This is a genomic window from Bradyrhizobium sp. HKCCYLRH3097 (genome assembly GCF_051167875.1).
Taxonomy (GTDB): domain Bacteria; phylum Pseudomonadota; class Alphaproteobacteria; order Rhizobiales; family Xanthobacteraceae; genus Bradyrhizobium.
In genome coordinates, this window is the sequence record NZ_JBNPTX010000010.1 from 245,004 (window position 1) to 268,527 (window position 23,524).

The 23,524-nt window shown below is 64.8% G+C and carries 39 protein-coding genes; 8 read left to right on the forward strand and 31 right to left on the reverse strand.

Annotated features, from left to right (window positions below; all coding sequences use genetic code 11):
- Position 1: 1 nt before the first annotated feature.
- The 7 genes from ACQR0U_RS23620 to nifH form a co-directional block, all read right to left on the reverse strand.
- A complete protein-coding gene (locus tag ACQR0U_RS23620) occupies positions 2-847 on the reverse strand; it encodes an electron transfer flavoprotein subunit beta/FixA family protein (RefSeq protein ID WP_315752866.1) in 846 nt (281 codons plus the stop codon).
- 261 nt (positions 848-1,108) lie between these two features.
- Positions 1,109-1,447, reverse strand: a complete 339-nt coding sequence (nifW, locus tag ACQR0U_RS23625; RefSeq protein WP_315713078.1) for a nitrogenase stabilizing/protective protein NifW — start codon at positions 1,445-1,447, stop codon at positions 1,109-1,111.
- Positions 1,444-2,235 (reverse strand): serine O-acetyltransferase, encoded by a 792-nt coding sequence (gene cysE / locus ACQR0U_RS23630; RefSeq protein WP_315825159.1) that lies wholly within the window; start codon positions 2,233-2,235, stop codon positions 1,444-1,446. Before cysE ends, nifW begins: the two co-directional genes overlap by 4 nt.
- A gap of 2 nt (positions 2,236-2,237) precedes the next feature.
- Entirely contained in the window at positions 2,238-3,377 is a 1,140-nt protein-coding gene (gene nifV, locus ACQR0U_RS23635) for a homocitrate synthase (protein WP_315825160.1), read from the reverse strand.
- Positions 3,378-3,703: 326 nt separating this feature from the next.
- On the reverse strand, positions 3,704-4,198 hold the full coding sequence (gene irrA / locus ACQR0U_RS23640) for an iron response transcriptional regulator IrrA (protein WP_315713082.1): 495 nt from the start codon (positions 4,196-4,198) through the stop codon (positions 3,704-3,706).
- 17 nt (positions 4,199-4,215) lie between these two features.
- On the reverse strand, positions 4,216-4,950 hold the full coding sequence (locus ACQR0U_RS23645) for a nitrogen fixation protein NifQ (protein ID WP_434844002.1): 735 nt from the start codon (positions 4,948-4,950) through the stop codon (positions 4,216-4,218).
- 83 nt (positions 4,951-5,033) lie between these two features.
- Entirely contained in the window at positions 5,034-5,921 is an 888-nt protein-coding gene (gene nifH / locus ACQR0U_RS23650) for a nitrogenase iron protein (protein WP_315713086.1), read from the reverse strand.
- Positions 5,922-6,340: 419 nt separating this feature from the next.
- Here nifH and ACQR0U_RS23655 point away from each other — a divergent pair, with 419 nt between their 5' ends.
- Together ACQR0U_RS23655 and ACQR0U_RS23660 are read left to right on the forward strand one after the other, a co-directional pair.
- Positions 6,341-6,772, forward strand: coding sequence for a response regulator transcription factor (locus tag ACQR0U_RS23655; RefSeq protein WP_315713088.1), 432 nt, complete (start codon positions 6,341-6,343; stop codon positions 6,770-6,772).
- Between the two features lies 1 nt (position 6,773).
- Positions 6,774-7,193: an ArsC/Spx/MgsR family protein gene (locus tag ACQR0U_RS23660; protein WP_315825162.1), complete on the forward strand. Its 420-nt coding sequence runs from the start codon at positions 6,774-6,776 to the stop codon at positions 7,191-7,193.
- A gap of 19 nt (positions 7,194-7,212) precedes the next feature.
- Here the strand turns inward: ACQR0U_RS23660 and ACQR0U_RS23665 are convergent, their stop codons facing one another.
- Genes ACQR0U_RS23665 through ACQR0U_RS23675 form a run of 3 tightly spaced genes read right to left on the reverse strand, consistent with a single transcriptional unit; the run spans position 7,213 to position 8,183 of the window.
- On the reverse strand, positions 7,213-7,575 hold the full coding sequence (locus ACQR0U_RS23665; RefSeq protein WP_315752862.1) for a (2Fe-2S) ferredoxin domain-containing protein: 363 nt from the start codon (positions 7,573-7,575) through the stop codon (positions 7,213-7,215).
- Positions 7,572-7,901, reverse strand: coding sequence for a Grx4 family monothiol glutaredoxin (gene grxD / locus ACQR0U_RS23670; protein ID WP_315752861.1), 330 nt, complete (start codon positions 7,899-7,901; stop codon positions 7,572-7,574). The genes ACQR0U_RS23665 and grxD overlap by 4 nt, the downstream gene beginning before the upstream one ends.
- Positions 7,902-7,949: 48 nt before the next feature.
- On the reverse strand, positions 7,950-8,183 hold the full coding sequence (locus ACQR0U_RS23675) for a BolA/IbaG family iron-sulfur metabolism protein (RefSeq protein ID WP_006609694.1): 234 nt from the start codon (positions 8,181-8,183) through the stop codon (positions 7,950-7,952).
- 272 nt (positions 8,184-8,455) lie between these two features.
- Here ACQR0U_RS23675 and ACQR0U_RS23680 point away from each other — a divergent pair, with 272 nt between their 5' ends.
- From ACQR0U_RS23680 to ACQR0U_RS23695, 4 genes are all read left to right on the forward strand, one after another.
- A complete protein-coding gene (locus ACQR0U_RS23680) occupies positions 8,456-8,947 on the forward strand; it encodes a tetratricopeptide repeat protein (RefSeq protein WP_316169744.1) in 492 nt (163 codons plus the stop codon).
- 88 nt (positions 8,948-9,035) lie between these two features.
- Positions 9,036-9,398: an iron-sulfur cluster assembly protein gene (locus tag ACQR0U_RS23685; protein ID WP_315752901.1), complete on the forward strand. Its 363-nt coding sequence runs from the start codon at positions 9,036-9,038 to the stop codon at positions 9,396-9,398.
- A 35-nt stretch (positions 9,399-9,433) separates the two neighbouring features.
- On the forward strand, positions 9,434-10,192 hold the full coding sequence (locus ACQR0U_RS23690; RefSeq protein ID WP_434844200.1) for a dienelactone hydrolase family protein: 759 nt from the start codon (positions 9,434-9,436) through the stop codon (positions 10,190-10,192).
- Positions 10,193-10,218: 26 nt separating this feature from the next.
- Entirely contained in the window at positions 10,219-10,461 is a 243-nt protein-coding gene (locus ACQR0U_RS23695; protein ID WP_315752858.1) for a hypothetical protein, read from the forward strand.
- A 259-nt stretch (positions 10,462-10,720) separates the two neighbouring features.
- On the opposite strand, the gene ACQR0U_RS23700 is transcribed toward ACQR0U_RS23695, so the two are convergent.
- The 20 genes from ACQR0U_RS23700 to ACQR0U_RS23795 all read right to left on the reverse strand — a co-directional run bounded on the left by ACQR0U_RS23700 (position 10,721) and on the right by ACQR0U_RS23795 (position 21,416).
- The gene (locus ACQR0U_RS23700; RefSeq protein ID WP_315752857.1) at positions 10,721-11,179 is read right to left on the reverse strand and encodes a group II truncated hemoglobin; all 459 of its coding nucleotides are present in this window, start codon (positions 11,177-11,179) and stop codon (positions 10,721-10,723) included.
- Between the two features lie 16 nt (positions 11,180-11,195).
- Positions 11,196-11,363 (reverse strand): hypothetical protein, encoded by a 168-nt coding sequence (locus ACQR0U_RS23705; protein ID WP_315752856.1) that lies wholly within the window; start codon positions 11,361-11,363, stop codon positions 11,196-11,198.
- The gene (locus ACQR0U_RS23710; protein WP_434872287.1) at positions 11,360-11,692 is read right to left on the reverse strand and encodes a DUF6156 family protein; all 333 of its coding nucleotides are present in this window, start codon (positions 11,690-11,692) and stop codon (positions 11,360-11,362) included. The genes ACQR0U_RS23705 and ACQR0U_RS23710 overlap by 4 nt, the downstream gene beginning before the upstream one ends.
- Positions 11,693-11,705: 13 nt before the next feature.
- Positions 11,706-11,918, reverse strand: a complete 213-nt coding sequence (locus ACQR0U_RS23715; protein ID WP_315713111.1) for a hypothetical protein — start codon at positions 11,916-11,918, stop codon at positions 11,706-11,708.
- Positions 11,919-11,930: 12 nt separating this feature from the next.
- A complete protein-coding gene (locus tag ACQR0U_RS23720) occupies positions 11,931-12,239 on the reverse strand; it encodes a 2Fe-2S iron-sulfur cluster-binding protein (RefSeq protein ID WP_315713113.1) in 309 nt (102 codons plus the stop codon).
- A gap of 35 nt (positions 12,240-12,274) precedes the next feature.
- The gene (locus ACQR0U_RS23725; protein ID WP_434872288.1) at positions 12,275-13,489 is read right to left on the reverse strand and encodes a DegT/DnrJ/EryC1/StrS family aminotransferase; all 1,215 of its coding nucleotides are present in this window, start codon (positions 13,487-13,489) and stop codon (positions 12,275-12,277) included.
- Between the two features lie 2 nt (positions 13,490-13,491).
- Positions 13,492-13,752 carry a hypothetical protein gene (locus ACQR0U_RS23730; RefSeq protein WP_315752851.1) on the reverse strand — a complete coding sequence of 87 codons (261 nt, stop codon included), beginning with the start codon at positions 13,750-13,752 and terminating at the stop codon, positions 13,492-13,494.
- A 19-nt stretch (positions 13,753-13,771) separates the two neighbouring features.
- Positions 13,772-14,128: a DUF3024 domain-containing protein gene (locus ACQR0U_RS23735; RefSeq protein WP_315713117.1), complete on the reverse strand. Its 357-nt coding sequence runs from the start codon at positions 14,126-14,128 to the stop codon at positions 13,772-13,774.
- A gap of 6 nt (positions 14,129-14,134) precedes the next feature.
- Positions 14,135-14,383: a nitrogen fixation protein NifZ gene (locus ACQR0U_RS23740; protein WP_315752850.1), complete on the reverse strand. Its 249-nt coding sequence runs from the start codon at positions 14,381-14,383 to the stop codon at positions 14,135-14,137.
- Positions 14,380-14,703 carry a nitrogen fixation protein NifZ gene (locus ACQR0U_RS23745; protein ID WP_009032133.1) on the reverse strand — a complete coding sequence of 108 codons (324 nt, stop codon included), beginning with the start codon at positions 14,701-14,703 and terminating at the stop codon, positions 14,380-14,382. The genes ACQR0U_RS23740 and ACQR0U_RS23745 overlap by 4 nt, the downstream gene beginning before the upstream one ends.
- Positions 14,700-15,473, reverse strand: coding sequence for a 4Fe4S-binding leucine-rich repeat protein (locus tag ACQR0U_RS23750; RefSeq protein ID WP_434844202.1), 774 nt, complete (start codon positions 15,471-15,473; stop codon positions 14,700-14,702). Before ACQR0U_RS23750 ends, ACQR0U_RS23745 begins: the two co-directional genes overlap by 4 nt.
- Entirely contained in the window at positions 15,466-15,999 is a 534-nt protein-coding gene (locus tag ACQR0U_RS23755) for a hypothetical protein (protein WP_434844203.1), read from the reverse strand. The genes ACQR0U_RS23750 and ACQR0U_RS23755 overlap by 8 nt, the downstream gene beginning before the upstream one ends.
- A gap of 11 nt (positions 16,000-16,010) precedes the next feature.
- The gene (locus ACQR0U_RS23760) at positions 16,011-16,340 is read right to left on the reverse strand and encodes a HesB/IscA family protein (RefSeq protein WP_315713125.1); all 330 of its coding nucleotides are present in this window, start codon (positions 16,338-16,340) and stop codon (positions 16,011-16,013) included.
- Positions 16,341-16,351: 11 nt separating this feature from the next.
- Positions 16,352-16,576, reverse strand: coding sequence for a YfhL family 4Fe-4S dicluster ferredoxin (locus ACQR0U_RS23765; protein ID WP_006609676.1), 225 nt, complete (start codon positions 16,574-16,576; stop codon positions 16,352-16,354).
- Between the two features lie 55 nt (positions 16,577-16,631).
- A complete protein-coding gene (nifB, locus tag ACQR0U_RS23770; RefSeq protein WP_316187639.1) occupies positions 16,632-18,194 on the reverse strand; it encodes a nitrogenase cofactor biosynthesis protein NifB in 1,563 nt (520 codons plus the stop codon).
- 264 nt (positions 18,195-18,458) lie between these two features.
- The gene (locus tag ACQR0U_RS23775) at positions 18,459-19,325 is read right to left on the reverse strand and encodes an SIR2 family NAD-dependent protein deacylase (RefSeq protein ID WP_434844204.1); all 867 of its coding nucleotides are present in this window, start codon (positions 19,323-19,325) and stop codon (positions 18,459-18,461) included.
- Complete coding sequence (gene nifT / locus ACQR0U_RS23780) at positions 19,325-19,546, reverse strand: putative nitrogen fixation protein NifT (RefSeq protein ID WP_315713133.1); 222 nt, start codon at positions 19,544-19,546, stop codon at positions 19,325-19,327. Before nifT ends, ACQR0U_RS23775 begins: the two co-directional genes overlap by 1 nt.
- Entirely contained in the window at positions 19,543-20,757 is a 1,215-nt protein-coding gene (gene nifS, locus ACQR0U_RS23785) for a cysteine desulfurase NifS (RefSeq protein WP_315752844.1), read from the reverse strand. Before nifS ends, nifT begins: the two co-directional genes overlap by 4 nt.
- Positions 20,758-20,766: 9 nt before the next feature.
- Positions 20,767-21,057 (reverse strand): NifU family protein, encoded by a 291-nt coding sequence (locus tag ACQR0U_RS23790; RefSeq protein ID WP_434844205.1) that lies wholly within the window; start codon positions 21,055-21,057, stop codon positions 20,767-20,769.
- A 38-nt stretch (positions 21,058-21,095) separates the two neighbouring features.
- Positions 21,096-21,416: a HesB/IscA family protein gene (locus ACQR0U_RS23795; protein WP_257170758.1), complete on the reverse strand. Its 321-nt coding sequence runs from the start codon at positions 21,414-21,416 to the stop codon at positions 21,096-21,098.
- A 324-nt stretch (positions 21,417-21,740) separates the two neighbouring features.
- Between ACQR0U_RS23795 and ACQR0U_RS23800 the strand changes: the two genes are divergently transcribed.
- The gene (locus ACQR0U_RS23800) at positions 21,741-22,349 is read left to right on the forward strand and encodes a hypothetical protein (RefSeq protein ID WP_315825171.1); all 609 of its coding nucleotides are present in this window, start codon (positions 21,741-21,743) and stop codon (positions 22,347-22,349) included.
- 71 nt (positions 22,350-22,420) lie between these two features.
- On the opposite strand, the gene ACQR0U_RS23805 is transcribed toward ACQR0U_RS23800, so the two are convergent.
- Positions 22,421-22,840 carry a Rieske (2Fe-2S) protein gene (locus tag ACQR0U_RS23805; protein WP_434844206.1) on the reverse strand — a complete coding sequence of 140 codons (420 nt, stop codon included), beginning with the start codon at positions 22,838-22,840 and terminating at the stop codon, positions 22,421-22,423.
- 199 nt (positions 22,841-23,039) lie between these two features.
- Here ACQR0U_RS23805 and ACQR0U_RS23810 point away from each other — a divergent pair, with 199 nt between their 5' ends.
- Positions 23,040-23,498: a hypothetical protein gene (locus tag ACQR0U_RS23810; RefSeq protein WP_315768856.1), complete on the forward strand. Its 459-nt coding sequence runs from the start codon at positions 23,040-23,042 to the stop codon at positions 23,496-23,498.
- Positions 23,499-23,524 lie beyond the last annotated feature (26 nt).

A 23,524-nucleotide genomic window follows, 5' to 3' on the forward strand; every position in this document is an offset into this window, starting at 1 on the left:
ATCAGAAGCCGTGCGCTGACGTCGTCAGCTCGGCTTCGAGCTTCGGCTGCCGCTTGAACAATTCCTCGATCAGGGCGTCGGCCGGCGCGCGGTTCGAGAAGTCGACCATGGTTGCCTTCTCCGCCCGGGCCGACGGCGCGAAGACCCGCTTCACGATGGTCGGCGAGCCCTTCAAGCCGCACTTCGAGATGTCCTCGACGCCGGCGTCCTTGGCGCTCCAGGTGACGATCTGAGCGCGCGCCGCACGGAGCGCATCGGCCATGGCGCCGCGGCGGATCTCGTTGGTCGCCTCCAGCATCGTCACCAGGCACGGCAGCTTGGTCTTCAGCACTTGAACGCCCCCCTCGGAGCGGCGCTCGGCTTCGATGGTGCGCGCGACAGGATCGACCTCGCGGATCTTCGCCACGTACGTCAGTTGCAGCAGGCCCAGCCGCTTGGCGATGCCCGGGCCGACCTGGGCGGTGTCGCCGTCGATCGTCTGCTTGCCGGTGAACACGATGTCGGGCGCGCCAAAGGTCTCGCTGACCTTGCGAATGGCTGTCGCCAGCGCATAGGTGGTTGCCAGCGTATCGGCGCCAGCGAAGAAGCGATCGGTCAGCAGCACGGCGCGGTCGGCGCCGTAGGTCAGCGCCCGGCGCAGCGAGTCCTCGGCGGACGGCGGTCCCATGGTCAGCACCGTCACTTCGCCGCCGAACTTGTCGCGCAGTTGCAGCGCCGCCTCGAGCGCAAACAGGTCGTAAGGGTTGATGATGGTCGGCACACCCTGGCGCATGATGGTGTTGGTCACCGGATGAACGCGGATCTGCGCGGAGTCCGGAACCTGCTTGATGCAGACGACGATATGCATGCGATCACTCCGGGTGTGTAGTCCTGCGATCAGGACAGCAATTGTCGTACCAGTTTCGGCCGCGATGATTATTGGCACGGATTCAACACCTTGGCGCATGAACCCGATCTGCTTCTGAAAACTCGCCGACGAGGTCCGACACGTCGCAAGCAACACGCGTCGGGAATGCGACAGGAACTTGAAAGCGCACGGCTCGCTTGAACGCAGAAGCGCCGCCAGTCGTGCTGGCGGCGCTGGTGGGAGCGATCGTCAGTTCATGCGCTACTTGAGCGTCGTCAGCGACACGAACGGCTTTGGAGCCGGCTTCGGCGGCGCCACCGCCTCCTTGAGCACCTTGAACACCCGCTGATCGAGCGGCGTCGAGACGAGGAAGTCCTGATAGGCCTGCTCCAGGAACGATTTGCAGCGGGCTGCGACGTCCTCACTGGAAACGCCGGAGAAGTCCTCGCTGACGAGGTACTGCCCCATCCGGCGGAGGATATGCAGCCGGCAGACGTTGAGCACCTTGGGATCGTAGTCGACACCGAGCAGCTTGAAGAACTCCTCGGCCGCGGAGGTCTTCTTCAGTTCGTCCAGAACGTTCGGCGTTGCCGCAGTCATTGCTTTGCTCCTTGACTCGAAATCGGATCAACCTCGCAGAGAGAGGTCGGCGCCGGAGGCGGCGGTCCCTGACGCATCCTCTGCCTGGTGTGAGCGAGCTGCGCCTCGAGGAATTCGATCCGGTCCAGCATCACGGAAAGGGCTTCACCGACCGGATCAGGCATCAAATGATGGTCCAGATCGATCCGTCCGACGGTCCGCCGATGGGTGAACTCAGGCCGCACCACCTTGGCGGGGATCCCGACCACCGTGACGTCGGGCGGCGTGCTCTGGATGACGACGGAGTTGGCACCGACGCGGGTCCGCGGACCGATGGTGATCGGTCCGAGAATCTTGGCGCCGGCGCCGACGACGACACCGCTGTCCAGCGTCGGATGCCGCTTGCCTGGCGACCACGACGTACCTCCCAGGGTGACGCCGTGATACAACGTGACATCGTCGCCGACCTCCGCGGTCTCGCCGATCACGACGCAGGCGCCATGATCGATGAAGAAGCGGCGGCCGATTTCGGCGCCCGGATGAATGTCGACATTCGACAGGAAACGTCCGAGCCACGACAACAAGCGCGCCGGAAAACGCCAGCCGCGGATCCACAGCCGATGCGCCAGGCGGTGCCAGATCAGCGCGTGAATGCCGGGATAGGTCAGCAGTGTCTCGATTTCGCTGCGCGCCGCCGGATCGCGCGAGCGGACACACGCAATGTCCTCGCGGATCAGGCGAAGCAGCGAAGGCCGGCTCGCCTCGACGACGATCGGCTCTGCAATGGGGGTATCGACGATGTCGCTCATGATCAGGCAAAGCTCGCCAGCGGGTGATCGCAGACTTCGCGCCAGATGGCCGCAACGGCCTCCTTCGGCACCGGCCCCTTGTGAGCGACGGCATGCCTGCGCACCCGCGCCAGGATGCGCTGGGCCTGGTCGGCGCTCGCCGGCAGCCGCAAATCCGACAGCAACGAGGTGATCGCCGACAGCCCGGAATGCTTCCCGATCACGATCCGATTGGAGCGGCCGAACAGTACCGGATCGAGCGCCTGGTAGGTGCGCTGATCCTTCAGCAGGCCGTCGACGTGAATGCCGGATTCATGGGTGAAGACGTGCTCGCCAACGATGGCCTTGTTGAGTGGAATGGCGCGTGCCGCGGCGGCCGCCACGACATTGGCGACGTGATCGAGCTCGGCCAGCACGATGCCGGTCTCGCGCCGGTAGAGCTGCCGCAGCGCGACCGCGACCTCTTCCAGCGGGGCATTGCCGGCACGCTCGCCGAGGCCGATCACGGTGACCGACGCATGGGTCGCGCCCGCCTTGACCGCCGCCAGCGTGTTGGCGGTGGCAAGACCGAGATCGTCATGGCCGTGAAACTCGATCTCCAGGTCCGTGGTCGCACGCAAGGCGCCGACCAGGGCTGACGTCGCGTCGGGATCGAGCACGCTCAGTGTATCGGCGACGCGGAAGCGTCGGGCACCGAGCGACTTCGCGGTCGCGATCACCTCGGCGAGAAAGCCGACATCGGCGCGCGACGAATCCTCACCGCCGACGGCAACGGCCAGTCCGCGGCTTCGCGCATAGCCGACCACGCGCTTGAGCAGCTCCAGCGCGGCGCTGCGGCTGCCGCCGAGCTTGGCGGCGATCTGCACGTCGGATGTCGGGATGGAGACATTCACCATCGAGACGCCGGCCGCGATCGCCGCATCGACATCCGCCTCGCGCATCCGGCACCAGCCGATGATGGTCGCGGGCAGACCGGCCTCGACGATCGCCCTGATCGCCGCGATCTCGTCGGCCCCCATCGCCGGCGTGCCGGCCTCGATCTCGGGAACGCCGGCACGGGCGAGCGCACGAGCGATCGCGACCTTCTCGCCGAGGGCGAAGGCGACGCCCGGCGCCTGTTCGCCGTCGCGGAGCGTGGTATCGTTGAGGATGACCCGGGGCATCGGGCTCCCCGAGGCTGTGCCCCCGTGGGCAGAGCCGGCATCTCGGGCATTCCTAGACCCGCGCTGTCCGGAGACGTCTGGCATTCACTCGCTCCGTCGCAACCTGTGTGCGGCCGCCAGAAGCACGACGCTCCGTTGCGGCCTGCCATTCACTCAGCAACGGCCATGCCACCGCCGGACACCACGCCAACCAATTGAATATCTGATTGTTTTTCCAACGCCCCGAATTGTCGGATTCGTAACAGCGTCGGACATCGAACGTCGAACGTCGACGCAGAGAGACATGCCCGCGCAGCGCCTGGACCGCGTGGCGACCTGCGCTGCCGTCAGGCGTGACGCCTGCGGCGCAGATGAATGACGATGTCGATCCGCTCCATGCCATAACCCGGCAGCGGCTCGGGCATCTGCTCGAACGCGACCTGTCCGGGCACATCGACGAGCGCGCCTTCGTCCTCGTAGAAGAAGTGCGGGTGCACGGTCGTATTGGTGTCGAAGAACGATTTCGAGCCGTCCACGCCAATTTGGCGCAGCAGGCCCAGCTCCACGAACTGGTTGAGCGTGTTGTAGATGGTGGCCTGCGAGATCTTCATGCCCGAAGCAACGGCTGCGGCATAGAGCGCGTCGGCGGTGATGTGGCGGTCACCGCCGCCGAACAGAATCCGGCTCAGTTGCTGACGCTGCTGGGTGGGGCGCAACCCGGCCCGGCGCAGCGCGTCCTCGCATCGACGCATCAGGATCTCGCCAGCTTCGCAGGTCTCCGCCTGAGGACAACGTCCGCCGTCGGAGTTGCACGGGGATCCAAGCTGGCTGTCCATCAACATCATCACGGTCCTCGAACTCACATCGCGGCGCCCGCCGCCTCCTGCAGCGCCACCTCGCGCCGCCGTTCGGCCATCCGGCTCTCGCCGCTCTCCTCGCCGAAGCAGAGCTGGAAGTCGTTGCACTGGGTACAGACCGGCGTCGTGCACATCACGAAGCCATCATCCTCGCACAGCATGCGGTAGAAGAAGCGCTTCCAGCGCATGTTGCTGGTGTTGCGGCTCGCCAACGGCGCGAAGTGGCGCATCAGCAGGCGCGACAATTCGGAGCGCTCGCGCAGGCCCAGGTCTTCCCAGAGATGGTTGGGCTCCATCGCGCGACGCGCCACCATGGCCGCGAGCCAGCGGCCTACCTCGCCGTCCGTGGAGCGCTGCGCGGCGAGCAGATCGCGCACCATCGTGATTTCGTCCTCGTCCGGCGCGGCCACGGCCCCGGTGATCGGCAGCCATGAGGAGTCGATCGAGGCTGCCGGAAACAACTGCGCCAGCAGTGCGATCAGTTCGACGGTCGAAAGCCCCGCGCGCTCCGCCAGCGCGCCATGCTCCATCGCTGAAACGGCGAGAACGGATGCGATGACGTGACGATCGAAACCGATGTCACTGTCGATCAGCGCCTCGTCGGGATCGACGCCGGTCAGCAGGCGGTAAATCTGGCGGCCGTGATGCCGCGCGTTCTCTTCGCAGGAGCCGTTGCGCGGCGACGGTTGCAGGCCGGCAGCGACGGACTCCGAGACGCCCACGATTGCGATGGTCATAGCTTGATCCCCTGCCGCGCGCCGACGGGACATGCGATGAGGTACCGGCCTTCCGACGGGAGGAAGGCCGGTACCAAGACTGCTTAAGCCGTTGCGGCGAGTTCGGCGGCAGTCTTTCCGATCTGGGTTTCGTCGACGGCCTTCATGATGCCGTGCTCCATCAGCATGTCCTCGAGCTCGTCCATCGTGATCGGGGTCGGGATGATGCCCTTGCCGCCGTTGTTGTGGATCTTCTGCGCCAGCGAGCGGTAGTGCCCGGCCTGGACCGAATCCGGCGCATATTCCAGCACGGTCATGCGGCGCAGCTCGGCGTGCTGCACGATGTTGTCGCGCGGCACGAAGTAGATCAGCTGGGTGCCGAGCTTCTTGGCGAGAGCCTCCGCCAGCTCCAGCTCCTTGTCGGTCTGACGCTCGTTGCAGACCAGGCCGCCCAGGCGCACGCCGCCGGAATTCGCATATTTCAGGATGCCCTTGGAGATGTTGTTGGCGGCATACATCGCCATCATCTCGCCGGACATCACGATGTAGATTTCCTGCGCCTTGTTCTCGCGGATCGGCATCGCGAAGCCGCCGCACACGACGTCGCCGAGCACGTCGTAGGACACGTAGTCGATGTCCTCGTAGGCGCCGTTCTCCTCCAGGAAGTTGATCGAGGTGATGACGCCGCGGCCGGCGCAGCCGACGCCCGGCTCCGGACCGCCGGACTCGACGCAGCGGATGTCGCGATAGCCGACCTTCATGACCTCCTCGATCTCGAGGTCCTCGACGCTGCCCGCGGCAGCGGCCAGGCTCAGGATCGTGTCCTGCGCCTTGGCGTGCAGGATCAGGCGGGTCGAATCCGCCTTGGGGTCGCAGCCGACGATTAGGATCCGATGACCCATCTCGGCGAGCGCCGCGAGCGTGTTCTGCGACGTCGTCGATTTGCCGATGCCGCCCTTGCCGTAGAATGCGATTTGTCGAAGTGATGACATTCTGCTCTCCATCAACCGATTGCCAATGTCGCGCCCGCGCTGCTCGCGAGGCGTGACCGCGTCCTCTGTGTGTCCGAACCGGCAGACGGGTTGTTGGGAAGGAGAGCATCGCTCGTCCGGAGCGTCGGCGTGCACTCAGCCCTCAACCATTGCCTGAACCCGGTTTTGCAACGGCTGTGCCAGCACGCGCACAGGGCCAAAACGATCATGTTTTAAAGGAGATGCGGAGCAATCCGGGCGCGATTGCGAGTTGTTGCAAACCCGACATCGGAATGCTTCGCAAGATGCGACGACGCGCGGCGCTGTCCGAAACGACACAACAGCGGTAGCTTTTCAGCCGGGCGGTGCCCGGAACGAGATTTGCTAGATCCCCTCTGCAGCCCTGCGGCACAGACGCTGACAACGTTGAGGAGGATGCAATGCAGATCGGAGTGGAGACGGCCAAGGCAGTGGACCAGCGGCGCGTGTTCGTGATCGACGACGACGAGATCACGCGCGCGGCCCTGCAGTTCATGTTGCACGATGAAATCGAGACCCACGAATTGGCGACGCCGGAGGAGGCGTACGAGAAGGGCGTCGACTGGCTGGCACCGAACGTGGTGCTGCTCGGGGTTTCCTTCCTGAAGCAACGCGGCCCCGAGCTCGTCCGCGAGATCCTGGCGAAGTTCAAGGGCGTGCGCATTCTGATCGTGACCGCCAAGGCCGACGAGGCGATCGCGATCGAAGGTCTCAAGGCCGGCGCGCATGGCGCCGTGGTCAAGCCGCTCACGATCGAGGCGGTGCGCAAGAAGGTCGACACCATTCTCGGCCGCGCCGGCGGCGCGCAGCTGGTCCAGCTCGGCGGTGCCTGACGTGACGACCGTCGTCTTCTACGAGAAGCCGGGCTGCGGCACCAACGCCCGGCAGAAGCTGATGCTGACGCGAGCAGGCCACGATGTCATCGCCAGGAACCTCTTGACCGAACCCTGGACGGGCGAGCGGCTGCGCACATATTTCGCCGGGACCCCCGTCTGGGCCTGGTTCAATCCGGCCTCGCCGCGCGTGAGATCGGGAGAGATCGAGCCAGAGACGATCGAAGCCGTCGCGGCCATCGACCTGATGCTCGAGGATCCGCTGCTGATCCGCCGGCCATTGATCGAAGCCGGCGGCCGGTGCTGCGCCGGCTTCGATCGTGAACCCGTCATCTCGCTGCTTCGGCAGGGCGACGGTCTGGAGGATGTCCAGGGCTGCACGCGTCCGGATGGGTCGACACCTTGTCCGGAGCCGCGTTGAGCGGCTCCATTCTGCAAGCTCAGCGCTTCAACACCATGACCAGGCGATCGACACGCTTGCCCTGCTTGAAGTGGGATTCGACGATCTCGTCGATATCCTCCGGCTTGGTCGGTCGATACCAGACGCCGTCCGGATAGACCACCATCATCGGTCCGGCGCTGCAGAAGCCGAAGCAGCCGGCGGCGGTGACGCCGATATCCGTCAACCGCTGCGCCTCGATGGTCTTGGTCAGCCGGTCCCACAGCGGCTGCACGCCGAGCGCGCCGCAGCTGCCGCGCGGATGCCCGGGCGGGCGCTGCGTCAGGCAGACGAAGGCGTGATGTTTGTAGAGCTGCGGAATCTCGAATGCGTCATCCGCCTCGGCGACATCGGCATCGCTCATGACGCAGACGCCTTGATACCCTTGTCGGCGAGCAGGGTCGCGAGCTCACCGGCCTGGAACATCTCGCGCACGATGTCGCAGCCGCCGACGAATTCGCCCTTCACATAGAGCTGCGGAATGGTCGGCCAGTTGGAGAACTCCTTGATGCCCTCGCGGATGAAGGGATCGGCGAGCACGTTGACGCTCTCGTAGGCCACGTCGAGCTTGGCCAGGATCTGTGCCACCGCGGCGGAGAAGCCGCATTGCGGCGCCGCCGGCACGCCCTTCATGAACAGCACGATGTCATTGCTGTCGATCAGCTTCTGAATGCGTTCGGATGTCGACATAGACTGGATCCTTTCCCTGAATGCGACCGATCAGCCCGGCCGCAACGATCATTTCGGCAATGACGTCTCGAGCGCCAGCGCATGCAGCACGCCGCCCATCTGGCCCTTGAGAGCCGAATAGACCATCTGATGCTGTTGCACCCGGCTCTTCCCGGCGAAAGCCTGTGAGGTGACGCGCGCCGAATAATGGTCGCCATCGCCCGCCAGATCCTCGATCACGACGACGGCATCCGGGAACGCCTCCTTGATCAGACGCTCGATGTCCGTTGCTGCCATCGCCATCGCTGCCACTCCCGCTGGATTGATGAAGGCCTCATGCAAGCTCCGAACCAGTGATTTGCTCGCCGCAATCGCCGTCTCGCCGGCATCTGACGACGCGTCCACGCCAATTCGCCAAGCGTTGCGTCGTCTTTCCGACATCGGCCGCGGCGGAGCGAAGAGGCGACGTGCAAAATCCAACATCGGCCCGCTCTTCCGCCCGCCTCGTACCGGCTCCGGCGCTGCTGCACCCGCGCGAAAACGGTCCGCGTCTTGCAGTGATTTGATCGAGGTCAATGCAGATGCTCGAACTCGTCAGCGAACCCGACACGATCAACTTCGGCGATCTGCCGCAAGAGATCGATGCGCTTTTGCAACAGGGCGTGGCGGCGTATCGCCGCGACCACGCGCAGGCGGATCGGCTGTTTCGCCAGGCGCTGGCGGCCGCTCCGCAGCAGCTTCCGACCTACTTCTGTCTGTACAAGATTCACACCTATCAAGGCCATCTCGACGAGGCAGAGGCGGTCGCCGAGCTGGGCCTTGCGGAAGCGGCGCGCCAGGCCGGCTGGCCACGGGATTGGCGGCACTGGACGCCGCATGATCCGCTGCCGGATGGCGCCGGCCGCTTCGCGCTCTACACGCTGAAGGCCCTAGCCTTCATCCATCTGCGCAAGACTGATTCCGACGGAGCAGCCGAAATGCTCGCGGCGCTGCGGCGACTCGATCCCACCGGCGCCGTCGGATGGCCGGTCGTCGCCGCGCTGGCCGAGGGGCTCGGTTCGGAATGAGGCGACGCCATGCATGAGCGAAACATGACTCGAATTCCAACGACCATCCCCCGGTGCGAACCAGGATCATGAGAGGAACCAACGCATGATGACCATGCACGCCCCGCCCCCTCCTTCCCCGGCGCAGAACGCCGTAGCGACCGGCTCCCAGAGTGCAGCCGAGAGCGTGATTGCAGCGTTGCGAACGGTCTATGACCCGGAGATTCCGGTGAACGTCTACGATCTCGGGCTGGTCTATCGAATCGCGCACGAGGGCGGCGGCGCGGTCGAGATCGACATGACCCTGACGGCGCCCGGCTGTCCGGTCGCAAGCGAGATCGTCCGAATGGTGGAGGACGCCGTACAGGCCGTCGACGGTGTGGTGTCGGTCAAGGTCACCCTTGTCTTCGAGCCGCCATGGGACAAGTCGCGCATGTCCGAAGAGACCGCCCTGGAGCTGGGTTTGTTGTAACGCGCGCCAACCGCGCAACGAAGCAGGAGCATCACATGCCTACGGCGAGCACGATCAAGCTGACCGCCAGCGACGGCCATACCTTTCAGGCGTTTCGTGCCGATCCCGCCGACGCGCCAAAGGGGGCGATCGTCGTCCTGCCGGACGGCGCCGACGCTGCCGGCAAACTACGCAAGGTCGCCGATACTTTCGCCGCGAGCGGCTATGTCGTGATCGCGCCGGAGCTGTCGCCTCCCACCGCGATCGAAGCGGCAACGGAGGGCGAGCCGGCCGAGAGCGTGCCGGATCCGGCCGCACCGCTGCTCGCCGAGATCCAGTCAACGGTCGACAGCGTCAAGGACTGCGGCAAGGTGGCGGTGGTCGGCTTCGGCGCCGGGGGCGGTCTCGCCTATGACGCGGCCAACCGCGTCTCCGGCGTGGCCTGCGCAGTGAGCTACTACGCGACCGGTGTCGTCAACGCGGCCGGCGCCAAGCGCAAGATTCCGACGCTGCTCCATTTCGGCGAGGCCGACATCGTCGTGCCGTTCGCGGAGGTGACCATGTTCCGCGCCTATCATCCCGAGGTCAGCGCGTTCTCCTATCCGAATGCCGCGCATGCGTTCGACGGTGACGGCGAGACCTATGATGAATCTGCAGCTGCGCTGGCACATGACCGGACCCTGGCGTGGATCTCGCAATATGTCGTCGGGCAGCCGCCGATCACGCTGAAGAACGCCGGCGCCTATGCGCTCGCCAAGACCGACAAGAAAAAGAAGAAGAAAGCCGACGACGACATGGGACCGCCGGCCGATTGACAATCCGATGGAGTGAGAGCACCGCGATGCTGCCGACCACCATCCTGATCGACGAGCGGCCACGTTGCGTCGTGCGCCCCAACGACACCAAGGATCTCAACCGCTTCATCCGCAACGGCAAGCCTTTTCTGCTTGCCGAGGTGCCGGACGGCAGAATCACGCATCGCAATGCCAGCGAGGTCGAGATGATGCAATGGCAGAACGCCCTGGCGCTGCACCGCGCCTGGGGCGGCGACGACGAGACCTTCTTCGGCGTGCCGTTGTATTAGCTGGATTGCGTAAGGTCGGCAAAGGCGCCACGGACGGCAGTGAATTGCACCGTCGGAAGATCGCCGTGCCCACCTTTCTGGTCCATCTTTTTCTGGTCCATCTTGCAGGCGAGACCGCCGGTGGGCGCGTTTCGCTTGGTCCAGCCTACGTGTCACGCCCTCTCCGTCATTGCGAGCGCAGCGAAGCAAGCCAGGGTAACGCGGGCGACTCTGGATTGCTTCGTCGCCTTCGTCTCCTCGCGATGACGTCACCGCAGGCTCACGGCCGCGCGGCCCGAGCATCGTGCGGGTTGCCGGCGTGGTTGCGCATCCAGTCGGCGAGCTTGGTCATGGCGGCGTCGACATCCTGACGGGCCTTGACGTCGCTGACAGTCTCCTCGAGCGCGCCGCGCATGCACAGCAGCCAGGCGTCGCGCTCGGCATTGCCGATGGCAAAGCCCATGTGACGCTGGCGCAGCCGCGGATGGCCCTTCTCGGGCGAATAAAGCTTGGGGCCGCCCAGCCATTCGGAGAGATAGCGCTTCAGGATGTGCTTGATCGGCCCGAGATTGCGGCCGTGCATGTCGCGGATGCCCTTGGCCTCCGGCAGCGTATCCATTCGGTGGTAGAAGGATTCGACGAGACGGTCCACGACAACCGCTCCGCCGATCCGCTCATAGGGGGTCGCGACCGGCCCTGCGTCCGGAGTTCCGGTCTCTGAAGTCCCAGCGTCCGCCATCCGACCAGTCCGCCCTCTACTCATCCAAGCTCGGCTGCAGGATCACCTCGGCCGGAGCGCCCGGGCCCTGCTCGTCCACAAGCTGAAGCGCATCGACACGCGACAATCCGCCGCCGCTGTCCATCAGCACGATAGCGTCCTTCGGCATGCTTGCAAGAGCCTCGATCAGCTTGGCGACAGTCACGAGGCCTCCTTCACCGACGCATCCTGACCGGCGATGGGCGCGCCGGTCTCGTCAAAATTCAGCGTCACCGGATCCTCGTGGAGCATGACGATCTCGGCCCGGCTCAACGCCCCGCTGGCATGGTAGCTGTAGCTGTGCGTGAGTTCGATCTCGCCATAGACGATCTTTTCGAACCCGGTCAGCACGCCCGCGGCATCGAAATAGCCGCGGATGAACGTGTTGCGGTTCGACAGCTGCTCCGGCGCAATCGCAGTCACCAGCCGCAGCGGCAGCTTGACGCCCGTGTAGGAGACGAAGAATCGGCACGCCTGTCCCGCATCGGTGCTCATGCTGCCGACCGTGTCACGAGACAGCCGCTGTCTTCAGGGCCTCGATCTGCTCACGAGCCACCTTGAACACGCCGCGGCCGCCGGCGAAGGTCTGATAGGCCTTCATGCCGATGGCCTCGCTGAGCTTGTCGAACCACTGCTGCGGCGTCAGCCCGACCGGCCGCTCGCTGATCTCGGCGACCGTGCCATCATTGGCAAAGCGGACATGAAGCGTCAATTTGTCCATGTGATCCTCCTGTTACAGGCCCGAGCCGAAGCCCAGGAGTTCGATCTTGACGTTCTCGGTGCCAAGAATGGTCGCCTGACAGGCGAGGCGAGACTTCGAGCCGACGCCGACGATGGTGTCGAGCTTCTCGTTCTCCAGCTTGGTGACCTTCGACACGCCCTTGCGTCCCTCCTGCAGGAAGATGTGGCAGGAACCGCACTTTGCCTGGCCCTCGCATTTGTGCTGGATCTCGACCTCGGCGCCGAGCAGCGCTGCCAGAATGGTGGTGCCCTCGCCCACCTCGATCGTCTTGCCGGAGGGCATTACCGTCAATGTCGCCACTTGGATTCTCCTTTTCGGTTTGAACTTAGAACTTCTCAGTAGATCGCGGCGCCCGCCCCGACATTGACCGAGGCGTCCTTCATCGTCGCAACGATGAAGGCGATCTGATCCCTGGTGAGATGCACGTGGAATGGCAGGGCCACCACACGATCGGCGACCTTCTCGGTCACGAGATAATCGCCTCGGCGATAGCCCATGTCGAAATAATGCCGCTGCAGATGCAGGGGATTCGAATAGGCCACGGCCTCGACCTGTTCGACCCTGAGATCCTCGACGATCGAATCCCGGCTCGACTTCGAGAACCGCGTGCCCAGATGCACCTGGTAGAGAAACCAGTTCACCTCGGTGACATCGGGCCCGACATAGGGGTCCTTGATGCCCTCGAACGACTGCACCTCGCTGTAATAGATCTGCTCGATCAGCTTGCGCCGCTCGAGGATCTCGTCGATCCGCCGCAATTGCGCCAACCCGAGCGCGGCGGTCACGTCGCTCATCACCGCCTGGTGCGACGCGCTGTTGCTGACCACGACCGATGCGCGCTCGTCGAGCCGGTGCGAACGGTGCCGACGCACGGCCACCGCGATGTCGACGTCGTCGGTGACGACCATGCCACCCTCACCACAGGTGAGCGCGAAAGGCTGCGAGAAATCGAACACCGCGGCCGTACCGAATGTGCCGACCAGCGCCCCCCTGTATTTCGAGCCGATGGCCTCGGTCGAATCCTCGATGACAGGCAGATTGCGGGTCTTCGCGATCGCCTGCAGCTCCGACCATTTGGCCGGATGGCCGTTGGTGTTGCCGGCCAGGATCGCCTTTGTCCGCTCCGTGATGCGCGCCTCGATCTTGCTTGGCCCCAGCGTGCCCGAGTAGTAATCTATATCCGCAAACACCGGCTTGGCGCCGACGATGCTGATGGCATGCGCGATCTCGCGGAACGAATACGACGACGTGATCACCTCGTCGCCCGACCCGATGCCCATCGCTTTCAGGACCAGCACCAGGCCAAGCGTTCCGCTCGGGACGGCAATGGCGTATCTGCGCCCGAGATAGCTTGCGAATGCCGCCTCGAACTCCTCGACCAGCGGACCGCAGGACAGCCGCGGCGAGCGCAGCGCGGCGTCCACGGCGGCAATCTCCGCCGTGGTAATGTCGGGATCAGAGAGCGGAATGAAGCTCGCCTCGACCGGCGTAAGCTCCGCTTCATCCTGCTCCTGCCGATCGGCGTCATGCACCAGATAGGGCTTGGTCATGCTCAGCTCCGCTTGGCCAGGATCAGGCCGGTGGCTTTGGCAAGGTCATCGGTCACACCCGCGCAGTGGTCGCTGGCGTCGAGCAGATGCAGGTCGAATGCCGGATAGCTGCGGAACGGCGCTTCCGTGACATCGGACGCGTCACAACGTGTCAGTACCAGCCTTGGAAAGCGGCGGCGCAGCTCGCCGAAGGCCGCGCTGCCGGCGTCGGGTCGCTCGAGGACCTGCGCGATCTCATTCAATTCCTGTTCGGCCAATGCCATGTCACCCGTCCTCTTCGCTCTACTGCCAGAAGATCCGCTCGGGGTCCGCGTTCAGCTCGTCGACCGCCGCGGTCAACCGCCGATGCAGACTGTGCAGCTCCCACGTCCCCTGCGCGTGATCTCTCCAGAACAGCTTCCACATCGCATTCGCGGGATCATGGCGCAGCAGCGCGACGTCGATCACCCCGCCGTCCTTGTCGATGTTGCGCGAGCAGCAAGGACTGCGGACGTGATAACCCTCGTCGACCGGCGACACTGTCGGCTCGACATAGCGGTAGCGCTTGCGTGACTTCAGCGCGCGCGCGATCCGCTTGCGATCCAACTCATTGGGATGCGCGGGCAGGACAAAGCTGGGCTTGAGCGCGGTTGCGGCCATCGTGGATCATCGCACCTCAACCGGGACGATCTCCTCTTCGAGACACCCCACGACGAGCTGCTCGCCGAACTCGACGAGATAGATCGGCATGTTCGCTTCCGTGTGGGTGCCGACCTGCACGATCTCACCCATATCGCCGACGCCAACGAGCTTGGCCTCGGCCGGCGCGTTCGGGAACGAGCCGTCATTGACGAGGTCGATCAGCGCCTTGACACGCTGACCCCATTGATATTTCGGCAGGCGTGGCTCGATCATGATCTGTATGCTCCCGGCAGGGGCAACTCGTCCTCGGCCTCCCCGCGGGGGACGGTCGATTCGAGCTCCTTGCGCTTCATGCCGACGCGGTTTCCGCTTTCGAGAAACTCGACGCCGTAGATGTAGAACTGCTGCAGGAAGGTTCCGATCGAGACGACGTAGCCGATCTCGCCCTTCTTCGCGAGGATCTCGCCGATTTCCTTGCCTGCGTAGGTGCCGTCGTTGCGGATCGTGCGCTTGGCCTTGACCTTCTCGCCGAACGTGAAGTACGGCGGCGCCGACAACTCCACGACCTCGCTGTCACGAACGATGTTGCTCATGCCGGTTTCTCCATCGCAGCCTCGGAGCGGTTCGCGAGCCGGTCGCGCGCCATCTCCTGCACCAGCGGATCCTCGTCGCGCGTCAACTCGGTGAGCTCGCTGAGCGCGATCCGGCTCGCAACCTCGTGACGCACCCGCCAGTCGGCGTCCTTGCGCATCGCGGTGAGGAGATCAGGCGCGAGGCGCTCGGCGATCTCGAGCCGCACCCGTGGATCGGGGTCGCTGATCATGCCGAGCAGCCAGTCGCTCGGGATGCGCCGCGCGACGACGCGACGGACCTCGGCCTCCGGGTCCCCCATCATCCGGCCCAGCACGGACGGTACGATGCGGCGCGCCACGACCAGACGGACGTAGTAATCGTCGTCGATCATCATCGGCATCAGGTCTTCCGGATCGAGCACCGTCGCGATCCGGATGCGGACCTCGCGATGCGGATCATGGCGCAGCCGCAACACCAGCCGCTTCGGCAGCCGCCGCGCTGCGTTCCAGCGCACGGTCTCCTCGGAATCATCGAGCAGCGGAGGCAGAAAGAACGGGCTGGCATGCTTCGCCGCGATCGCACGCACCTCGAAATGCGGATGCTTGACATAGCCGTTGGCGAGCGCCGGATTCCAGTTGAAGAAGCGGTCGATGCGCCGGGCGTAGCGGTCGTGCACGCAGGCGTGCCGAAGGCGACAGCCACCGGATGCGTTGAGCTGTACGTGTTCGCAGCCCGTGCAACTGATCTCGTTGCCCTGCCAGTCGATGGCCTCGTCGATGTCGTCATTCATCGTCGAGCTCCACCCGGTCGACCACCTCGAGCAGGACGCGTGCGCCGATCTTATCGCTGGGATCGAGCTCGAGCAGCTTCTGCACCGCGAGCCGTCCCTCGACGAGATTGCCGAGGCGCATCTGCAAATAGGCGTATCCCTTCAAGGTGAACATGAAGAAACGCGGCAGCATGTTGTCATAGCTGCCGAACTCGGCATGACCGGCGCGAACGTCGCGCCAATGCGGCGGCAAGCTGTTTTCGGCGGCCGCCTTGGCGAGGCACCGCTTGGCGATGCGCAGCGCGTCGGCGAGCCGTCCCTTGTAGAAATAGAACCGGTAGAAGCCGATCAGGACCGCCGCATGCCCAGGCGCCAGCGCTTCCGCCTCTTTCAGATGCGTCTCCGCAACCTCGTCGAGATGATAGCTCTGGCCCGCCTGCCACAGATGATACTCGGCCTCCTCCGGCAGGCCGCCGCCGAGCAGCGCGTCGGCGAGCAACGCGTCCTCGATGGCGGTCTGAGAGCTGGGCCGGGCATCGGTGGGCATGGCGAGCTGTCCTAGTGCTCCAGCGCCTTCAAGGCGTGGGTCGAGCACGAAACCTGCTTCGGATCGTGAAACACGAGGCCGGTCTGCGTCGCAGTATCCGCGAAGTCGATGGTCACACCGTCGAGCAGCAAGCGGCTTTCCGCCGGCAGAAACAGCCTGACACCGTCGCGCTCGACCACGGCATCACCGGGCTGCGGCGTGGCGAGCACGCTGATATCGGCCGCAAGGCCGGAGCAGCCGCCGGGCGACACCGCGAGACGGAAGCCGGAGCCCGCGGTACCGTCGGTTCGAAGCATCATTCGCATGAATTTCTGCGCGGCTGGCGTGAGGGTGAAATTCATCTCGGTCTCCCTCAAGCCGGCGGCTGGTAGCGCGGGAACGAATTGTCGATCACGCAGGTGTTGTCGACCGGGCAGACCGCCGCGCATTGCGGCTCGTCGAAATGGCCGATGCACTCGGTGCACTTCTTCGGATCGATCACGAAGGTGCCGTTCTTCTCCGAGATCGCCACGTTCGGACATTCGGGTTCACAGGCCGAGCAGCTCGTGCACTGCGAGGCAATGATCTTCAAGGTCATCAAAGGCTCCTGTCGAAGGGGCCCGGCGACGCGACGGCGCCGCCGGGGTCTGATGTCACGCCGCCGAGATCAGGGCGCCCTGGCGAATTTCGGCGTCACCGCGCACGACGTGCTGGATCTCGCCACTGTTCACCCTGTCGAGGTAGCTCTTGAACCAGGCGATCGCGGACTTTTCGATGAACTCGTGCGCGAACTGATCGACCGGCTCGATGCCCGCGGCCAGCAGGTCGCTCTTCGGGCAGCCGCCGATCTTGGCCACGAACACCGCATGGCAGTCGTTGATGGCGCGGATGACGGTCTCCAGGCTGTCCTCGTCGCCATAGCCGCCCTGGCAGTACAGGTCGACACGGCGGTGACCGACGAACTTGGCACCGGCGGTGGAGAGCTCGTAGACCTGGAACTCCTTGGCGTGGCCGAAATGCTCGTTGATCAGGCCCGAACCCTTGGTCGCGACCGCGATCAAGAGCTTGATGTCGCTGGACTGGCCGGCGAGCGAGGCGAGCTCTTCCTGCTTCGCCACGACCTTGGCGACACGCTCCTGCTCGACCGCCTCCTGATAGGCCTTGCGACTGTCGATATCGTAGTTCACCTCCATCGCCATGATCTTGTCGGTGGTGAATTCGGCCGAGCGATCCTCACCGAGCAGGCCCACGGCGTCCGCGCGGCACTGGCGGCAATGCCGCATCATGTTCATCTCGCCTTCGCACTCGTCCTGCAGCGCCTTCAGCTCCTGCGCGGTCGGACCGCGCTGGCCGGTCAGACCGAACACGGTGCCGTGCTCCGGCGACGAGATCAGCGGCATGATGTTGTGCAGGAACGCGCCGCGCGACTTCACCGCCTTGTTGACCTCGACGAGGTGCTTGTCGTTGACCCCTGGGATCATCACCGAGTTGACCTTGCAGAGGATGCCGCGCTCGGTCAGCATCTCCAGGCCCTGCAACTGGCGGTCGGTGAGCAGCTTCGCCGCCTCGACGCCGGTGTAGCGCTTGTGCTTCCAGAATACCCAAGGGTAGATCTTGGCGCCGATCTCGGGATCGACCATGTTGATGGTGATCGTGACGTGGTCGACGTTGAAGCCGGCGATGGTGTCGACATGGTCGGGCAGCGCGAGGCCGTTGGTCGACAGGCACAGCTTGATGTCGGGCGCGGTGCGCGCGATCAGCTCGAAGGTCTTGAAGGTCTTCTCGGGGTTGGCGAGCGGATCGCCGGGGCCGGCGATGCCCAGCACGGTCATCTGCGGAATGGTCGAGGCGACGGCGAGCACCTTCTTGGCGGCCTGCTCCGGCGTCAGCTTCTCGCTGACCACGCCCGGACGCGACTCGTTGGCGCAGTCATATTTGCGGTTGCAGTAGTTGCACTGGATGTTGCAGGCGGGCGCGACGGCGACGTGCATGCGCGCGTAGTGATGATGCGCCTCCTCGCTGTAGCAGGGATGGTTCTTCACCTTCTCCCAGATCTCCGGCGGCAGGTCGTTCTCGCCGGCGCCCGAGCCGCAGCTCGCCTTGCCGCTGCCGCCCGAGGTGCCGCAGCCCTTGTGCTCCGCGATGGTCTGCATCACCGAGCTCAGCTTGTCGCCGTCCGGTATCGTCGCCTGTTCGTGCTGCACTGACGCGTCCATGTCCGCTCCTTAACGTTGCTGGCGAGCCGCAAACCGCCTTGGGCTAGGGTTCAGCAACTCGCGTGCCACGCCGCGGACAAGATCATTTCATCGAACTATCAACGCCTTAGCAAAATCATTGCGGCTGTCGCCTTGCCAACATGCGAAAGGCTCTCGTTTCGGGCGTTGTTAGAAACGTTACAGACTCGAATTGGGACACACGACGAACGGCAAGACAGCGCGGCTTGCGGCCGCGCTGTTCGATTTCCGGTGTCGTGGTTTCGCTCAGCCGCCGATGATGATCTCGCTCGCGCGGGCCAGCGGAATCGCGATCGGCGTCAACCGCTCGGCGATGAAGAACTTCAGCTCGTTCTTCGACAATGAGTCGGGCTCGACCAGGACGTAGTGATCGGCGCCGGAGCGTTTGATCACCTGGCGGCCATAGGTGCGCAGCAACTGGTCGTTGAAGCGGCAGCCGATGAACAGGAAGCTGCGGTCGGTGCGCCGGTCCTTGACCGTGTCGGGTATCGGTGTCTGGATATCGATGTCGGTCAGCACCTCGACATAGTCGGCGTCGGTGATCAGGAAGTTCCTGGCCGGCGTGATCCCGCCATGCGGCTTGTAGAGCAGCGTAGTCCAGCTTGCGGCCTTCTCGCGATCGCTCTCGGCGCCCGCGGCGTCGTAGAAGCGATACCAGCGGTCCTCGCCGATTCCGGCCCGCGTGATGCCCTGCACCTCGCCCCAATCGCCGCGCCCGGCGAGCGCGGTTCGCATTGCGCCGTCATACCAACTGTCGACGATCATCGGCAGCGGCAGCGACGCCAGATGCTGCTGCAGCGGTGTCGGTGCAACGGGCGCGGCAAAGGCTTCGGCCATCAACGCCGTCACCGTCGAGCGGTGGCGCGTGCTCTCGATGTGCTGGGCTGAAGCCCACGCATTGCCCTTGGCTCGGCGCGGCAGCGCCACCTTGGTGCCGAAGAACGCAGCCAGCGCTTCGGGATTCATCGGCACCGTGGCGCCGGACTGCTCCGACACGGCGGGACCGAGGAACGGGACGACCTTGCCGGCCTTCAGTCCGGCGACGACGTCCTTGAGCAGGGCCTCGGCATCGGCCTGCTTGACGATGTCGATATGAGGAAGCGGCGCATTCATCACTCGTCCCCTTCGCCACCGCGCTTGCGCGCGTTGATCGTGATCGGCAGCCGCGTGTCGGCGGCCATCTGCGGCAGTTCGAGGACCCATCCGTTGGCGATGCGGATCCAGCCGCCCCACAAGGACTCGTGCTCCGACTCGACGATGGGCTCCTCGAGATCCTTTTTGGGGACGTAGATCGACAAGCCCGTTTCCGGCGAGCGGCGGATCATGACTTTCATTGCGTGAGCTCCGTAGGGCGAAGGGCGTCCGTCGAGGGCGATTGACGATGCTGCAGACAGGCCGGCGAGGTCTCGCGCAGCCGGCCGACGATGTCGGGCAGGATCTGCAGCATGCGATCGATGTCGTCGTCCGTGGTGTCGCGCGACAGCGAGAACCGGACAGCCCCGCGCAGCAGGTCCGGCGGCACGTTCATCGCGCGGAGCACGTGCGACGGCTCCATCGAGCCGGAGGCGCAGGCCGAGCCGAGCGAGGCGGCGATACCGGCTTGGTTCAGCCGCATGACGATCGGCTCGCCCTCGAGATGCTGGAAGGCGATGTTGGAGGTGTTCGGCAGCCGCGCAGCGAGGTCGCCGAGCACGACGCAATGGCCGACGCTCTGGAGGATGCCCTGCTCCAGCCGGTCGCGCAGCGCGCGGACGCGGCCCTGCTCGTCCGCGAGATGCTTTGCCGCCAGCTCGGCCGCCTTGCCGAGCCCGATGATGCCCGGCACGTTCTCGGTGCCGCCGCGCCGGCGGCGCTCCTGCGGGCCGCCGCGCAGCAGCGGCGCGAACGGTGTGCCCTTCCGAACATAAAGCGCACCGATGCCCTTGGGGCCGTGCAGCTTGTGGCCGGACAACGACAGCATGTCGACGCCAGCGGATTTCAGATCGATCGCGATCTTGCCGACCGCCTGCACGGCGTCGGTGTGGAACAGCGCGCCGGCCTCATGCGCGAGCCTGGCCAGATCGGACACCGGAAACAGCGTGCCGGTTTCGTTGTTGGCCCACATCACCGAGGCGATCGCCGTGCGCGGGCCGAGCGCGCGCTTGTAAGCCTCGAGATCGAGCCGGCCGGCCGCATCGACGCCGATCAAATGCACCGTGAGGCCGCGCTTGCCGCTGAGATACTCGACGAGCGACAGGATTGCGGGATGCTCCACCGCCGTCGTGACGATCTCGTCGCGACCGTCCTGCGTCTCAAGCGCCGACAGCAGCGCGGTGTTGTCGGATTCCGTCCCACCGGAGGTAAAGACGATCTCGTGGTCGAAGGCGGCGCCCAGCAGCGCCTGCAGGCTCTTGCGCGCCTGCCTCACGGCGCCCGCGACCTCGCTGCCGAAGGCATGCGAGGACGAAGCATTGCCGAACTGGTCCGTAAAGAACGGCAACATCGCCGCGACGACCTCCGGATCGGCTCGTGTCGTCGCGTTGTTGTCGAGATAGACCGGACGCAAGGCCGCTCCTTAATGCCGCGCCTTGGCTGCGCCGGCCACCGGAACGAGGCGGACGAATTCGCCGAGCTTCTCGATCATGCGCGCCTGGATGCCCTCCAGCGTCGCGCTGGCGAGCTTGCAGAAGATGCAGGCGCCGGCGAGCTTGACCATGATCTTGTTGCCGTCAATCTCGACGAGCTCGCAATCGCCGCCGTCGCGCTTGAGGTTCGGACGGACCTCCTCGATCACGGTCCGGATGATCCGCTCGCGCTCGCTCATCTGCGACGGCGCTTCGACGATGCCCTGGGATTCGACCAGCATGGTTTCACTTCTCGCGTGTTGGATGATCGAGCGAAGACTCAAGCGAACGACTTGCCGCAGCCGCAGCTCGACTTGGCATTCGGGTTCTCGAAGGTGAAGCCGGAGCCCTCGAGCGCGATGACGAAATCGATCGTCGTGCCTTCGAGATATTCGAGGCTCTTGTGATCGACGAGCACGCGCACACCCTCGCGCTCGATCACGGTGTCCTCCGGCTCGCTGCCGCTGACGAGGCCCATGTTGTATTTGAGCCCGGCACAGCCGCCGGCTTCGACCATGATCCTGAGGCCGTCGACCGGCTTGTCGGAGGTCGTGATCGCGTTGCGGACCGCATTGATGGCGCTGTCGGTCAGGTTGATCATCATCGTCTCGCCTTTCCCATTCGGCTGTTGTGAACGGAATTGGCAAGTCTCATGCCATGCAGCAATCGCCTGAAAGACCTCAACTTTTCATGTTGTCGCTGTGGCGTTTCCGACGCGTGTCGGCTTTCCGACAGGCGCTGTTCACGCCGTGTCGCGCGGGCGTCGGCGCGATGTCGGGGCGCAAACCCGACAATCGACTGGCGCGAGAGGCAAAAGAACCAAGCAAATCAAGCCCCAGCACACACCGGCAGACAATTTGCATCACGCCCCTTTCGACCGCGCCGTGCGGCGAACGGCTGACAAGGACATGCGAGGGGATTGCTGATGACGACATTGGAGAAGACGGTTGCGATCGAGACCACCGCGCTCGCGCAGCTCGACAAGGAAGGGCGGCTGCTGAACGCCGTTCTCAAGGCGCCGACCACCAAGCCGGGGCGGTTCGGCTTCCGCGGCGATATCGCGCTGAAGTTCCAGACCCAGGTTGCGGACGAGAAGCGTCCGCCGGACTTCTCGATCGAGCAGGTGCTGACGATCGCGCAGGACGGCGCATCGACGATCCCGGTGCTCGTCGGCTACATCCACTCGCTGGCCTATCTCGAGACCGCGGCCGAGGTGCTCAAGGGCCTGCTGACGCCGGACGGCAAGTACTTCATGTTCTGCAACAACATCGATCTGCTGGCGAAGTACCGCATCAAGATCGACGACATCACCTTCTACGTGCTGCCTTGCGACGAATCCACGGTCTGGAAGGAGATGCTGGAGCTGCTGTCGATCGACAAGAACGACATCAAGAAGCTCGATACCGCCGGCAAGCTCGACTACGTGCTCGACGCCGCCAAGGACTTCAGCGAGAACTACGATCTCGTGCCCTACGCGGATGCACTGGCCAGGATGGAGCCGGTCAAGAACCGCAACGAGAACCGGCCAGTCTGAGACCGTCCGTTTCTTCAAATTCAAGATGAAGTCCCGGCAGTTTCCGTCGGGACTTCACCGCGATCGCCGCCTCAGCCGTCCTCACACTGCAGGCCGGTCTCACCCTCTTCCTCGTCATCCTCGACGAGGGTCACGCCGGTCACGCAGATGTCGCCATCCAGCACGCTCAGCGCGACCGGCGTCAGGCTCTCGCCCCTGCACGGGCCATCGACGCAGAGCCCGGTACCGATCTCGAACAGCGAGCCGTGCTTGCCGCAGAGGATGCGAAGGCCGTTGCCCTCCAGGAACTGATTGCGCTCCCAGTCGAGATTGACCTTGTCGTGCGGGCACATGTTCAGATAGCCGAACACCTGCTTGCCCCAGCGGATCACGAAGATCGGCCACGGGCGGTGGCTGCCGTCCTCCGCGACGATCATGAGCTGGAAGCCCATGGCGCGGCGGCTCGGAATGTCGTTGAAGCTGCAGATGGCGTAGGCGACGTCGGTCGTCATGTCGGGCCTCATCGATGTCTGGCGCATCTCCGACACGGCCGCTTCGGCGCAGCAGGAGCGACGGTCGGCTCGCTTGCGAGCCGCGTTGCAAGATTCGCGCAACTCCGCCTGTCCGCCTCGCCTTCTTTGCTGCTGCGATAGACTGGCACAGAACTTGAAAATTTCTCCTGCAAAGGCGCCTCTTTGTAAGGAGATCGACATGAACGTGGCACTGGAATTCGTCGAGAGCTCGCTCGACGACATCAAGGCGGCATTGGAGGGCGGCACGCTGACGGTCTACTCGGTGGCGCGTCCGATCACCGCGGACAAGCCGGTCGACCGCAGCGGCGTGCTCGCGACCTTCACGTTCGGCTCGCCCGCCTTCGGCGCCGCGGTGGATGGCCTCGAGCAGCCGAACTTCGTCGCGACGTCCGTGCCGGCGGCCACCGTCGGCACGCCCGGCTTTGCGCGGGCGCGCAAGGCGGACGGTACTACCGTCGCCGATTTCTCCGCCGGCCCAGGCGAGCGCGAAATCAAGTTCACCGAAGTGTCGTGCTCGCCCGGCGCGCCGGTCACGGTCGCGACCTTCAAGATCGTCGCCGAAGGCGGCTGGCCGGAGCGTCCGGAATACTACGACACCCATCCACGCCCGGGCTATCCGATGCCGAAGACGCTCTGACGCCCGCAAGCGCGTCAGTCATCCTG